This is a genomic window from Mycolicibacterium fallax, assembly GCF_010726955.1.
GTDB lineage: Bacteria > Actinomycetota > Actinomycetes > Mycobacteriales > Mycobacteriaceae > Mycobacterium > Mycobacterium fallax.
In genome coordinates, this window is the sequence record NZ_AP022603.1 from 2,289,094 (window position 1) to 2,302,056 (window position 12,963).

The window sequence follows — 12,963 nt, forward strand, 5'->3', positions numbered from 1 at the left end:
GCACCAGCTGGACCCGCAGTTCGGTGACCCGCTCCGGCAGCCCGCTCACGGCGCGATCGCCGCCCGGATCGCGGCGTGCAGCCCGCGCAGCGTGCCGCGGTCGGATTTGACCTCAAGCACCCGCAGCCCGGCGGCCGGTTCGGCCAGCGCCGCGGCCAGCCCGTCGGCGTCGACTGCGACGTGTTCGACGTGGTAGGCCCGGCACAGTGCGGCCAGGTCGACGTCGTGCGGGGTGCCGAAGATCCGCGAGGACACGTCGGCGAACCGGGGATCGCCCTGCTCCAGCAGCTCGAAGATGCCGCCGCCGTTGTCGTTGGACACCACCACCGACAGCCGCTTGGGCCGCGGTTCGGTCGGCCCGATCAGCAGGCCGGAGGCGTCGTGCACGAAGGTCAGGTCGCCGATCAGCGCGACGGTGTGCCCGCCGGTGCGGTCGTGGGCCAGCGCCGCGCCGATCGCGGTGGAGACGGTGCCGTCGATGCCGGCGACGCCGCGGTTGGATCGCACCGTCACCCCGGCCGGCAGCAGGCCGCCCAGCGCCACGTCGCGCACCGGGTTGGAGGCGCCGAGCACCAGTTGGTCGCCGGGGCCGAGCGCGGCGGCCACCGCCGCCGCGACGTGCAGCCCGGTGGTCGGGCCGTGGCCGGCCAGGGTGTCGGCGACGGCGGTCGCGGCGCGGGCGTTGAGCTCGGCGCAGCGGCGCAGCCAGGCCGGGTCCGGCGCGCCGTGGGTGACCGCGCGGGTGCCGGTGGCCAGCGAGTTGCCGGACACGTCCGGCCAGCGCGGCCCGGTGGTCAGCGCGTACACCGGCACGGCCGGGTCGGCCAGCAGCGCCGAGACCGGCCGGTGCAGGGTGGGCCGGCCGATCATGATGACCTGCGCGGGCGCCAGCAGCGGCAGGGCCAGCGGGTGCAGCGGGGTGGCCGGGGCCGGGGCGGTCGGCTCGGCGACGGTCGGCAGCGCGGCCAGGTTCGGGTGCGCGCCGGCGCCGTGCCCGGCGATCACCACGGTGTCCGGGGTCAGGTCGATGTCCAGCGGCTGGTCGAAGCTCACCGGCGGGGTGTAGGTCCACGGCCGCCCGTCGGGGCGGCCGGCCGGCAGCGCGGGGTCGTCGGCGTCGATGTCGGGCACCAGCGGCTCGCGCAGCGGGATGTCGAAGTGCACCGGTCCGGCGTTGGCGGTGCGGGCCCCGGTCGCCGCGGCCAGCACCCGGCAGGTCGCCGAGCGCCACTGCGCGTTGAAGCCGTCCATCCGGGCCGGATCGTCCTCGGCCAGGCCGAGGCTGATGGTGGCCCGGACCTGGGTGCCGAAGTAGCCGAACTGCTCCATGGTCTGGTTGGCGCCGGTGCCGAGCAGTTCGTAGGGCCGGTTCGCCGACAGCACGATCAGCGGCACCCGGGCGTAGTTGGCCTCCAGCACCGCCGGGCCGAGGTTGGCCACCGCGGTCCCCGAGGTCATCGCCACGCACACCGGGGCGCCCTGCGCGACGGCCAGGCCGACGGCCAGGAACCCCGCGGTGCGCTCGTCGATCCGGACGTGCAGCCGGAGCCGGCCCGCCGCGTCGGCCGCGGACAGGGCGAACGCCAGCGGCGCGTTGCGCGACCCCGGGCACAGCACCACGTCGCGCACGCCACCGCGGATCAGCTCGTCAACGACGATGCGCGCCTGGGCCGTCGAGGGGTTCACCCGTACAGCGTTTCACACCAGGTTCAGCGGCCTGGGCCGACCGAAGAACTCCAGAATCGCGCCGTTGACGGCGTCCGGTGCCTCGATGAAGCCGAGGTGCCCGGCGTCGGGAATCTCCAGATAGCGGGCCCGCGGGATGGCGGCGGCGACCTCCGCCGACAGCGCCGGGGGCAGCACCGCGTCGTCGGCGAAACCGATCACCAGCACCTCGGTGGTGATCCCCCGGTAGGCGGCCAGCCGGTTCTCGGTCGGCGCGATGGTCAGCTGGTTGAGCAGCCCGGGGGTGTGCTCGATCGGCCACATGGTGAACATGTCGTACCAGTCGGCGGCCACCCGGTCGTCGGACAGCGTCTTGGGCGAGAAGCTCTCCAGCATCCGCATCCGGGCCTGATATTCGACCGGCAGCGTGACGCCGGAGGCCGCCAGCGCCCGCTCGGAGACGGCGCCGATCTCGCGCATCCGATCGACCCGGCCGCGGGTGGCCATCAGCGCCGCCTGGGTGACCAGGTCGGGGCGGGCCAGCATCAGTTCCTGGGCGATGAACGAGCCCATCGACACCGCGACGATCCGCACCGGCCCGCCGACCAGCTGCTCGATCAGCGCGGCGGTGTCGGCGACCATGGTCTCGGTGGTGAACGCCGAGGCGCTGCCGGTGGCGCCGATCCCCCGGTTGTCGAAGGTGATGGCGCGGAATCCGGAGCGGCGGAACTCCGGCACCTGGCCCAGGTGCCAGGTGCGCCCGGCACCGCCGCGACCGGCGATGAACAGCACCGGATCGCCGGTGCCGCGATCCTCATAGGCCAGGTTGATCACCGAATCACGCTAGCGCAGCAGCGCGTGGCACTCGGCGATGCGCCGCAACCACCAGTCCCGGCGGTCCGGTCCGGCCCACAGCGCGGCCAGCCGGGCCGGGTCGGGCACCGCGGGCCGGGCCGGCAGCCGCCCGTCGACCGGCAGCCGCGGTTCGACGACGTCCTCGACGAACAGTCCGCCGGTGCCCAGTCCGCAGGCGTGCTGCAGCGACGGCAGCGCCGCGGCCGCGCACAGCCCGACCCCGATCCCGACCGCCGAGTCCAGCGCGCTGGAGACCACCACCGGGATGTCGATCTGGGCGGCGATCCGCAGCAGCGCGGCCGCCCCGCCGAGCGGAGCGACCTTGAGCACCGCGACATCGGCGGCGCCGGCGCGCACCACCCGCAGCGGGTCGGCGGCCTTGCGGATGCTCTCGTCGGCGGCCACCGGCACGTCGATCAGCCCGCGCAGCTCGGCCAGCTCGGCGATGCTCGGGCAGGGCTGCTCCAGGTATTCCAGCGGGCCGTCGGCGGTCAGCGCGGCGGCCGCGGCGACGGCCTGCGGCACCGTCCAGCCGGCGTTGGCGTCGACCCGGACGGTGGGGATGATCGCGCGGACCGCGTTGACCCGCGCCACGTCGTCGGCGAGCGTCTGGCCGGCCTCGGCGACCTTGACCTTGGCGGTGCCCGCGCCGGGGAACCGGGCCAGCACCTCGGGCACCCGGTCGGCGGCGACGGCGGGCACGGTGGCGTTGATCGGGACGTCGGCGCGCCGCGGCGCGGGTACCCCGCGGTAGCCGGCCTCGATGGCGGCGGCCAGCCAGTGCGCGGCCTCCGGTGCGCGGTATTCGGGGAAGGCGCCGAATTCTCCCCAGCCGGCCGGGCCGTCGATCAGCGCGACCTCGCGGGTGCTGATGCCGCGGAACCGCACCCGCATCGGCAGCGCCACCACGTGCGCCCGGTCCAGCAGATCGTTGAGGGCGGGCAGCTCCGCGCGGTCGGACACGTCCTCGGGCATCTCCCGATGGTAGGTCCCTATGCGAAAACTGGAACACGTTCTAGTGTGGCTGCTATGAGCGACGACCTGCTGCGCCATCCCGTCCACTCCGGCCACCTGCTGATCGGGGCGCTCCGGCGACACCGCGACTCCCCGGTGCTCCAGCTCGGCGAGACCACCCTGACCGGCGGCCAGATGGCCGACAAGATCAGCCAGTACGTACAGGCGCTGGAGGGGCTCGGCGCGGGTCGCGACGAGGTGTCCGGCCTGCTGTCGCTGAATCGGCCCGAGGTGCTGATGATCACCAGCGCCAGCCAGACCCAGGGCTACCGGCGGCTGGCGCTGCATCCGCTCGGTTCCCTGGACGACCACGCCTATGTCCTGATCGATTCCGGGGCGACCCGGCTGATCATCGACCCCAACCCGGCGTTCACCGAGCGGGCGATCGGCCTGCTGGCCAAGGTGCCCCAGTTGCGCCAGGTGCTCACCATCGGGCCGGTGCCCCCGGAGCTGGCCGCCACCGGCGCCTCGGTGATCGACCTGACCGCCGAGGCCGCCAAGTACCAGCCGGGCCCGCTGGCGGCGGCCGAGCTGGCGCCGGACTATGTCAGCGGGCTGTCCTACACCGGCGGCACCACCGGCAAGCCCAAGGGCGTCATGGTGACCGCGCAGTCCGCCATGACCATGACGACGGTTCAGCTCGCCGAGTGGGAGTGGCCGGACAACCCGCGGTTCCTGATGCTCACCCCGCTGTCGCACGCCGGCGCCGCCTACTTCCTGCCCACCCTGATCAAGGGCGGCGAGATGCACGTGATGGCGCGGTTCGATCCGGGCGAGGCGCTGCGCTACATCGAGGAGCACAAGATCACCGCGACGTTCGTGGTGCCGGCGATGCTGTACGCGCTGCTGGACCACCCGGATTCGCGCACCCGCGACCTGTCCTCGCTGCAGACCGTCTACTACGGCGCGTCGGCGATCAACCCGGTCCGGCTGGCCGAGGCGATCTCCCGGTTCGGCAAGATCTTCGCGCAGAGCTACGGCCAGTCCGAGGCGCCGATGGTGATCAGCTACCTGGGCAAGCAGGATCACGACGAGGCCCGGCTGACCTCCTGCGGGCGCCCGACGCTGTTCGCCCGCTGCGCCCTGCTCGACGCCGACGGCAACCCGGTCCCGCCCGGCGAGGTCGGCGAGGTGTGCGTGTCCGGCCCGCTGCTGGCCGACGGCTACTGGAACCTGCCGGAGGAGACCGCCAAGACGTTCGCCGGCGGCTGGCTGCGCACCGGGGACATGGCCCGCGAGGACGCCGACGGCTTCTGGTTCATCGTCGACCGGGTCAAGGACATGATCGTGACCGGCGGATTCAACGTGTACCCCCGCGAGGTCGAGGACGTCATCGCCGAGCATCCGGCGATCGCCCAGGTCGCGGTGGTGGGCGCGCCCGATGACAAGTGGGGTGAGACGGTCACCGCGGTGGTCGTGCTGCGCGCCGACGCCGGCGCCGACGAGGCGTCGGTGGCGACGATGACCGCCGAGATTCAGGCCGCGGTCAAGGACCGCAAGGGCTCGGTGCAGGTACCCAAGCAGGTCGTCGTCGTCGACGCGCTGCCGCTGACCGGCCTGGGCAAGCCCGACAAGAAGGCGGTGCGGGCCCGATTCTGGGAGGGCGCCGGGCGCGCCGTCGGGTGACCCCGGCGCGCCGGGTGGAGGGCCTCCCGCCGGCACCTACACTGACCGGAACACGGCGAGGACCAGGGCGGATTCGGATGCGGCAGGTGTGGGCGACGGGCGCGGCGGCGGCCTGCCTGCTGCTGGCCGGCTGCGCCGTCACCACCTCCGGTACCGCGGTCCGGGCCGGTGACCGCGGCCCGGTGCCGGGACCGCCGGTGGCGATGGCGGAGCTGCCGAGGCTGCTGCTCGACGCGGGCACCGTCGGCACCCTGCTCGACGCGCCGGCGATGGCCGCCGCCGACTCCGCCGACCGCCTGCTCAACGACGCTCAGCACCTGGACAAACAGGACTGCCTGAGCGCCTGGTCGCCGGGTGAGCAGCCGGCCTACCGGGGCAGCGGGTTCCTGGCCGCCGCCGGACGCCTGCTGCACGACGACCGCGGCACGCCCGGGGACCGGGCGTCGGTGATCGAGTTCGTCGTCGGGTTCGCCGATGCCGGCGCCGCCCAGGAGCAGCTGGGCCGGACCACCCGGGAGTGGGGCGGCTGCGCCCGCCAGGAACTGACCGACGCCGAGCCCGGCGCCCGGCCGGTGGTGATCGTGCTCGGCGACCTGACCCACCCCGGCGACGACGTGATCGGCATCAGCCACACCGCTCGCGGGCCCAGCGGGCGCGGCTGCCAGCGGGCCCTGGGCGCCCACCGCAACGTGGTGATCGACGCCGTGGTGTGCGGCCGCGGCGTCGACGCCGACGCCGCGGCCCGGCTGGTCGGCCGGATCGCCGAGAAGATCGACGGCGCCACCATCTGACCGGGCGCCGACGCGGTGGTGCCGGGGCGGGCCGGCGACTCTACAGTCGTTGCTGTGACCGAGAACCCGTTCGACCCCTCGCTGTGGCGGCCCGTCGCGGACTACGACCCGCAGTTCGCCGACCTGACCGACATCACCTATCACCGGCACGTGGTGGACGGCAGGCCGCAGCCGACGGTGCGGGTGGCCTTCGACCGGCCCGAGGTGCGCAACGCGTTTCGGCCGGGCACCGTCGACGAGCTGTACCGCGCGCTGGACCACGCCCGGATGTCCCCGGACGTCGGGGTGGTGCTGCTGACCGGCAACGGGCCCGCGCCGAAGGACGGCGGCTGGGCGTTCTGCTCCGGCGGTGACCAGCGCATCCGGGGCCGCAGCGGCTACCAGTACGCCAGCGGCGAGACCGCCGACACCGTCGACGTGGCCCGGGCCGGCCGGCTGCACATCCTGGAGGTGCAGCGGCTGATCCGGTTCATGCCCAAGCCGGTGATCTGCCTGGTCAACGGCTGGGCGGCGGGCGGCGGGCACAGCCTGCACGTGGTGTGCGACCTGACCCTGGCCAGCCGCGAGCACGCCCGGTTCAAGCAGACCGACGCCGACGTCGGCAGCTTCGACGGCGGCTACGGCTCGGCCTACCTGGCCCGCCAGGTCGGCCAGAAGTTCGCCAGGGAGATCTTCTTCCTGGGCCGCAGCTACACCGCCGAGCAGATGCACCGGATGGGCGCGGTCAACGAGGTCGTCGACCACGCCGACCTGGAGAAGGTGGCGCTGGAGTGGGCCGAGGCGATCAACGGCAAGTCCCCGCAGGCCCAGCGGATGCTCAAGTACGCGTTCAACCTGCTCGACGACGGCCTGGTGGGCCAGCAGCTGTTCGCCGGTGAGGCGACCCGGCTGGCCTACATGACCGACGAGGCGGTCGAGGGCCGCGACGCGTTCCTGGAGAAGCGCGACCCGGACTGGACGCCGTTCCCACGCTACTTCTGATGCCGCGCCGCCGCCGCGCGAACTCCCCGCACCGACCGGAAGGAACCCGATGAGCCGCAAACCGTTGCTGCGCCGAATTTCCGACACCGTCATGCTGGCCGGGATGCGGCCGCCGCTGAGCCTGCCGACCGGGGTGAACATCGACCTGCGCGGCAAGACGGTGCTGCTGACCGGCGCGTCGTCGGGGATCGGCGCGGCCGCGGCGGAGAAGTTCGCGGCGGCCGGCTCGACGGTGATCGCGGTGGCCCGGCGCGCCGAGCTGCTCGAGGAGCTGGCGGCCCGGATCACCGCCGCCGGCGGACAAGCCCGCGCGCTGCCGTGCGACCTGGCGGACCTGGACGCCATCGACGCCCTGTGCGAGTCGGTCGGGCCGGTCGACATCCTGGTCAACAACGCGGGCCGGTCGATCCGCCGGCCGCTGGCCGACTCGCTGGACCGCTGGCACGACGTCGAGCGCACCATGACGCTGAACTACTACTCGCCGCTGCGGCTGATCCGCGGGCTGGCGCCGGGGATGATCGAGCGCGGCGACGGGCACATCATCAACGTCTCGACCTGGGGCGTGCTGAGCGAGGCGACCCCGCTGTTCGGGGCGTACACCGCCTCGAAGGCCGCGCTGAGCTCGGTGAGCCGGGTGGTGCAGAGCGAGTGGGCCGGCCGCGGCGTGCACTCCACCACGCTGTTCTATCCGCTGGTGGCCACCCCGATGATCGCCCCCACCCGCGCCTACGACGGGCTGGCGGCGCTGTCGGCCGAGGAGGCCGCCGACTGGATGCTGGAGGCGGCGCGGCACCGGCCGGCGCGCATCGCCCCGCGGGTGGCCTACGGCCTGCGGGCCATCGACACCGTCGCGCCGGGGGTGGTCAACGGCATCATGAGCCGCCAGCGGATCCAGCCCACGCCCGTCGACGGTTAGCGGCCCGGGCGGCGATCCCGGGCGCCGGGCCGGAGCTCCGCGGCATGATGGGGCCATGGAGGTGCTCTCAAGCCGGGTGCTGCTGCGGCCGGCGGACTACCAACGGACCCTGGCGTTCTACCGGGACACCCTCGGGTTGGCGATCGCCCGCGAGTACCCGGGCGGCACGGTGTTCTTCGCCGGCCAGTCGTTCATCGAGATCGCCGGGCACGACCGGGGTTCGGCCGATGCCGCGCCGTTTCCGGGCGCACTGTGGCTGCAGGTCCGCGACGTTTACGCGGTCCAGCAGCAGCTGACCGCCGGCGGCGTCGCGATCGCCCGGGAGGCCCGCGCCGAACCGTGGGGACTGCACGAAATGCGGGTCACCGATCCGGACGGCGTTGACCTCATTTTCGTGCAGATTCCGGCCGATCATCCGCTGCGCCGCGACGTCCGAGGTTAACGCCAGGCAAACATTGCCCGTCCGGCAGAAATTCTCCTGGATCTTCTTCATCCATTGGTTTGGTGTAAAGGCCGCCGAACCGACAGAATCCATACGTGGACTTTCAGTTCTTCCTGCTCATCATCGTGGTAATCACCGCGTTGGCGTTCGACTTCACTAACGGCTTCCACGACACCGGCAACGCAATGGCTCCCTCGATCGCCAGCGGCGCCCTGAAGCCGAAGGCCGCGGTCACCCTTTCGGCAGTGTTGAACCTGGCGGGGGCGTTTCTGTCCACGGCCGTCGCGGCCACCATCGCCAAGGGCCTGGTGGACGCCAACCTGGTGACCCTGGAGCTGGTGTTCGCCGGGCTGGTCGGCGGGATCGTGTGGAACCTGCTGACCTGGCTGCTGGGCATCCCGTCGAGCTCGTCGCACGCGCTGATCGGCGGCATCATCGGTGCCATGCTGGCGGCCGCGGGCATTCAGGGTGTGCTCTGGAAGGGCGTGGTGTCCACCGTGCTCGTCCCGGCGGTGCTGGCGCCGTTCGTCGCCGGCCTGGTCGCGACCGTCGGCGCCTGGCTGGTCTACCGCAACGTGCGCAAGGTGCCGGCCGACCGCACCACCCGGGGCTTCCGCTACGGCCAGATCGGGTCGGCCTCGCTGATCTCGCTGGCGCACGGCACCAACGATGCGCAGAAGACCATGGGGGTCATCTTCCTGGCGCTGATCTCCTACGGCGCCGCCGAGCAGTCCGATCACATGCCGCCGCTGTGGGTGGTGGTCTCCTGCGCCGTCGCGATCGCCGCGGGCACCTATCTGGGCGGCTGGCGGGTGATCCGCACCCTGGGCAAGGGCCTGGTGGAGATCGAATCCCCGCAGGGCATGGCCGCCGACACCTCGTCGGCCGCGGTCATCCTGCTGTCCAGCCACTTCGGCTACTCGCTGTCCACCACGCACGTCGCCACCGGTTCGATCCTGGGCAGCGGCGTCGGCAAGCCGGGCGCCGCGGTGCGCTGGAACGTCGCCGGCCGGATGGCCACCGCCTGGCTGATCACGCTGCCGGCCGCCGCCCTGGTCGGCGCGCTGACCTACGGCGTCGTCGCCGGCATCGGCGGCTGGGCCGGCACCGTGGTCGGCGTGCTGGCCCTGGTCACCGTGTCCGGGCTGATCTACCGGCAGTCCCGCAAGGCACCCGTCGACCACACCAACGTCAACGCCGAATGGGAGGACAAGCTCACCGCCACCGCGGGCGAGGTCGCCGAATGCCCCGCGGCGGCCGAGCCGGCCGACGCCGCGGCGCCCGCCGAGCGGGCGGCAACCCCCGCCGAGCGGGCGGCAACCCCAGCCGAGCGGGCCGAGACCCCCGCGGTCTGACCCCGAACCCCGAAGCGAGAGGCTGCACGCACAATGCATGGCTGGATCAACCTCACCGCCGTCTTCCAGATCGTGGTCGCCGGCCTGGTCGTCGGCGCCGGGCTACCGGCCCTGTTCGCCCTCGGGGTCCGGTTGAACGCCGAGGGCGCCGGGGCCACCGAGCACGGCGGCAGCACCGTGCGCAGCCCGCTGTTGACCGCGCTGAGCTGGGTCATCTTCGGCCTCGTGCTCACCGCGACCATCATCGGCATCCTGTTCGTCGCCCGGGATTTCATCGGCCACCACACCGGCTGGTACATCCTGGGTGCAATCCAGCGCTAGTCCCAACCACCGCGGCAGACCTGCCGAAACTCGGAGCACGGGAGGTGATGCCGAGTGACTGAATTCCTCAACAAGGTGATCTCCTGGCTCCGCGCCGGCTATCCCGAGGGTGTCCCGCAGACCGACTACCTGCCGCTGTTCGCCCTGCTGCGCCGCCAGCTCACCATGGACGAAGTGCGGGTCATCGCCGCCGAGATGATCCAGCGGCCCGGCGGCGTCGACGACATCGACATCGGCACCGAGATCCTGGCCGTCCTCGACGACCTGCCCGCCCCGGTCGACGTGGAGCGGGTCCGCGAGCATCTGGTCGCCAAGGGCTGGCCGATGGAGGAATGGACCAACGGCCGCAGCCTGCAGAGCCGACCGTCCGACGGGACTTCCGAATCGCCGTCCTGACCGCGCGGGCGTTGACCGCGGCGCTGCCCGACGACGAGCTCCTGCGCCTGCTGGACGACGTGCTGGCCGGCCGGGTCGCCCCGCTGCTGCCGCTGGCCGGCGACGACCCGCACAGCCGCGCGATCGCCGCCGCGCTGCGCGCCGGGGCGCCCATCGACGATGACATCACCCTGGTGGTCCCCACCTCGGGCAGCACCGGAATCCCCAAGGGCGCGTTGCTGTCCACCGCGGCCGTGCTGGCCGGCGCGGCCGCCACCCACGCCCGGCTCGGCGGTCCGGGCAGCTGGCTGCTGGCGCTGCCCGCCCATCACATCGCCGGCCTGCAGGTGCTGGTGCGCGCGCTGGCCGCGGGCACCACACCGGTCCGGCTGGACGTCTCGGCCGGCTTCGACCCGGCCGCGCTGCCGGCCGCGGTCGCCGCGCTGGCCCCGGGCCGGCGCTATCTCTCGGTGGTGAGCAACCAACTCGCCGCCGCGCTGGCCGACCCGGCCGCCACCGCCGCGCTGGCCGAGCTCGACGCCGTGCTGCTCGGCGGCGGTCCGGCGCCCGCCGGGGTGCTGGCCGCGGCGGCGGCCGCCGGCGTTGCGGTGGTCCGCAGCTACGGGATGAGTGAGACCGCCGGCGGCTGCGTCTACGACGGGGTGCCGCTGGACGGGGTCCGGGTACGGCTGGACCCCGGCGGCCGGATCCGGCTCGGCGGGCCGACGCTGGCGCGCGGCTACCGCAACCCGGTGCACCCCGACCCGTTCGCCGAACCCGGCTGGTTCGCCACCGACGACCTGGGCGAGTTCGACGACGCGGGCCGGCTGCGGGTGATCGGGCGGCGCGACGACGCGATCGCCACCGGCGGGCTGAAGGTGTTCCCGCAGCCGGTCGAGGAGGCGCTGCTGAGCCATCCGGCGGTCGCCGAGGCGGTGGTGTTCGGGCTGCCCGACGAGCGCCTGGGCCAGCGGGTCGCGGCGGCGATCACGCTCGTTGCCGGCGCCGCGGCGCCCGACGTCGCCGAACTGCGCGACTGGGTGGCGGGCAGGCTGGACCGCCGGGCCGCACCGCGGGCGGTGTTCGTCGTCGCGGAGATTCCCCGCCGGGGCATCGGCAAGCCGGACCGGCGCGCGCTGGCGGCTCGGTTCGGCTGATCCGGCTGGTCCCCCGCCGAGGGCCGGGTGGCCGGGTCACGCCGGCGGGTCTGGCTACGATTTCCCGATGGCCACCGTCGCGCAATGGATCGAAGGCGCCCGCCCCCGGACCCTGCCCAACGCCGTCGCACCGGTGCTGGCCGGGACCGGCGCGGCGGCCTGGCTGGGCTCGGCGGTGTGGTGGAAGGCGCTGCTCGCGCTCGCGGTGTCACTGGCCCTGATCATCGGCGTCAACTACGCCAACGACTACTCCGACGGCATCCGCGGCACCGACGACGACCGGTCCGGCCCCCTCCGGCTGGTCGGCGCCCGGCTGGCCGCCCCGCGCGCGGTGCTGACCGCCGCGGTGCTCAGCCTCGTCGTCGCCGGGCTGGCCGGGGTGGCGCTGGCACTGGTCAGCAACCCGTGGCTGATCGCGGTCGGCGCGGTCTGCATCGCCGGCGCCTGGTTCTACACCGGCGGCGCCAAGCCGTACGGCTACCTGGGGTTCGGCGAGATCGCGGTGTTCGTGTTCTTCGGGCTGGTCGCCGTCTGCGGCACCCAGTACACCCAGGCGCTGCGAGTCGACGCGGTGGGCCTGACCGCGGCCGTCGCGGTCGGGGCGCTGTCCTCGGCGGTGCTGGTCGCCAACAACCTGCGCGACATCCCCACCGATGCCACCTCCGGCAAGATCACCCTGGCGGTGCGCCTCGGCGACGCCGGAACCCGCCGGCTCTACCTGGGGCTGCTGGCGGTGGCACCGCTGGCCAGCCTGGGACTGGTCGCCGCGACGCCCTGGGCGCTGGGCGGGCTGCTCGCGGTGCTGCCCGCGATCCGGGCCGCCCGCCCGATCGTCACCGGCGCCCGCGGGGCCGCGCTGATCCCGGTGCTGCGCGACACCGGGCTGACCATGCTGGTCTGGGCGACGGCGACCGCGGCCGCACTGGCGCTGGCCCGCTGAGCGGACTCAGGCGTCGTCGCCGCGCAGCCGGTCCTGCAGCCGGTCCCGGTCGGCCCGGCGTTGGCCGTCGAACGCCGCGACGCTGGCCGTCGCGCGCTGCCGCAGCGGGCGCAGCGCCCAGATGCCCAGCGGCATCGCGATGATCAGCCCGAACAGCGCCGCGACGATCAACGGCATGTCCTCGACGCCGATCAACAGCGCGCCGTAGTAGATCACCGCGGTCACCGCCACCACCAAGGCGATCCGCGCCAGCGTATACACCAGTACGTCGAGCACCATCCGGTTCACTTGCCGCTCTTCAGCCACCAGCCGAGCCTACCGACGCGGGTATATTCGTTGCCAGGAGGTTCGTCGTGCTGTACCTGTTGTTGCTCGTTGCGCTGGGCACGCTGATCTTTATCGGCTATCGCGTGACCCGAACGCGCCCCGCGCCGCCGACCCGGCGGGTCATCGGACCCGACGACGACCCCGACTTCCTGTGGCGGCTGAGCCGCGGCGACAACAACCCGCGCTGAGCCGGTCCGG

Annotated in this window: 15 protein-coding genes; 11 read left to right on the top strand and 4 right to left on the bottom strand. The window is 73.5% G+C overall.

From position 1 onward, the window contains the following. Positions 1 to 45: 45 nt before the first annotated feature. The 3 genes from menD to G6N10_RS10930 are packed head-to-tail and all read right to left on the bottom strand — an operon-like array spanning position 46 to position 3,495. Positions 46 to 1,686, bottom strand: a complete 1,641-nt coding sequence (menD, locus tag G6N10_RS10920; RefSeq protein WP_085096263.1) for a 2-succinyl-5-enolpyruvyl-6-hydroxy-3-cyclohexene-1-carboxylic-acid synthase — start codon at positions 1,684 to 1,686, stop codon at positions 46 to 48. A 12-nt stretch (positions 1,687 to 1,698) separates the two neighbouring features. Then, the gene (locus G6N10_RS10925) at positions 1,699 to 2,496 is read right to left on the bottom strand and encodes an alpha/beta fold hydrolase (protein ID WP_085096481.1); all 798 of its coding nucleotides are present in this window, start codon (positions 2,494 to 2,496) and stop codon (positions 1,699 to 1,701) included. A gap of 12 nt (positions 2,497 to 2,508) precedes the next feature. Next, positions 2,509 to 3,495 carry an o-succinylbenzoate synthase gene (locus G6N10_RS10930; RefSeq protein WP_085096261.1) on the bottom strand — a complete coding sequence of 329 codons (987 nt, stop codon included), beginning with the start codon at positions 3,493 to 3,495 and terminating at the stop codon, positions 2,509 to 2,511. Positions 3,496 to 3,549: 54 nt separating this feature from the next. On the opposite strand from G6N10_RS10930, the gene fadD8 reads away from it, so the two are divergent. From fadD8 to G6N10_RS10980, 10 genes are all read left to right on the top strand, one after another. Further along, on the top strand, positions 3,550 to 5,160 hold the full coding sequence (gene fadD8, locus G6N10_RS10935; protein ID WP_085096259.1) for a fatty-acid--CoA ligase FadD8: 1,611 nt from the start codon (positions 3,550 to 3,552) through the stop codon (positions 5,158 to 5,160). Between the two features lie 77 nt (positions 5,161 to 5,237). Beyond that, positions 5,238 to 5,951, top strand: coding sequence for a sensor domain-containing protein (locus tag G6N10_RS10940; protein ID WP_085096257.1), 714 nt, complete (start codon positions 5,238 to 5,240; stop codon positions 5,949 to 5,951). 54 nt (positions 5,952 to 6,005) lie between these two features. Continuing rightward, positions 6,006 to 6,932, top strand: a complete 927-nt coding sequence (locus G6N10_RS10945) for a 1,4-dihydroxy-2-naphthoyl-CoA synthase (RefSeq protein ID WP_085096255.1) — start codon at positions 6,006 to 6,008, stop codon at positions 6,930 to 6,932. Positions 6,933 to 6,981: 49 nt separating this feature from the next. Next, positions 6,982 to 7,848 carry an SDR family oxidoreductase gene (locus G6N10_RS10950; RefSeq protein WP_085096253.1) on the top strand — a complete coding sequence of 289 codons (867 nt, stop codon included), beginning with the start codon at positions 6,982 to 6,984 and terminating at the stop codon, positions 7,846 to 7,848. A 55-nt stretch (positions 7,849 to 7,903) separates the two neighbouring features. Then, entirely contained in the window at positions 7,904 to 8,290 is a 387-nt protein-coding gene (locus G6N10_RS10955) for a VOC family protein (protein ID WP_085096251.1), read from the top strand. 95 nt (positions 8,291 to 8,385) lie between these two features. Next, entirely contained in the window at positions 8,386 to 9,645 is a 1,260-nt protein-coding gene (locus tag G6N10_RS10960; protein WP_085096249.1) for an inorganic phosphate transporter, read from the top strand. 33 nt (positions 9,646 to 9,678) lie between these two features. Next, positions 9,679 to 9,966: a hypothetical protein gene (locus tag G6N10_RS10965; protein ID WP_085096247.1), complete on the top strand. Its 288-nt coding sequence runs from the start codon at positions 9,679 to 9,681 to the stop codon at positions 9,964 to 9,966. 54 nt (positions 9,967 to 10,020) lie between these two features. Further along, a complete protein-coding gene (locus G6N10_RS10970; protein ID WP_085096244.1) occupies positions 10,021 to 10,362 on the top strand; it encodes a DUF3349 domain-containing protein in 342 nt (113 codons plus the stop codon). Between the two features lie 59 nt (positions 10,363 to 10,421). Continuing rightward, positions 10,422 to 11,498: an o-succinylbenzoate--CoA ligase gene (gene menE, locus G6N10_RS10975; protein ID WP_407664026.1), complete on the top strand. Its 1,077-nt coding sequence runs from the start codon at positions 10,422 to 10,424 to the stop codon at positions 11,496 to 11,498. Positions 11,499 to 11,565: 67 nt separating this feature from the next. After that, complete coding sequence (locus tag G6N10_RS10980; RefSeq protein ID WP_085096240.1) at positions 11,566 to 12,438, top strand: 1,4-dihydroxy-2-naphthoate polyprenyltransferase; 873 nt, start codon at positions 11,566 to 11,568, stop codon at positions 12,436 to 12,438. Between the two features lie 6 nt (positions 12,439 to 12,444). On the opposite strand, the gene G6N10_RS10985 is transcribed toward G6N10_RS10980, so the two are convergent. After that, the gene (locus tag G6N10_RS10985; protein ID WP_179962891.1) at positions 12,445 to 12,717 is read right to left on the bottom strand and encodes a DUF4229 domain-containing protein; all 273 of its coding nucleotides are present in this window, start codon (positions 12,715 to 12,717) and stop codon (positions 12,445 to 12,447) included. A 74-nt stretch (positions 12,718 to 12,791) separates the two neighbouring features. Here G6N10_RS10985 and G6N10_RS20030 point away from each other — a divergent pair, with 74 nt between their 5' ends. Next, entirely contained in the window at positions 12,792 to 12,953 is a 162-nt protein-coding gene (locus G6N10_RS20030) for a hypothetical protein (RefSeq protein WP_165757670.1), read from the top strand. Positions 12,954 to 12,963: the final 10 nt, after the last annotated feature.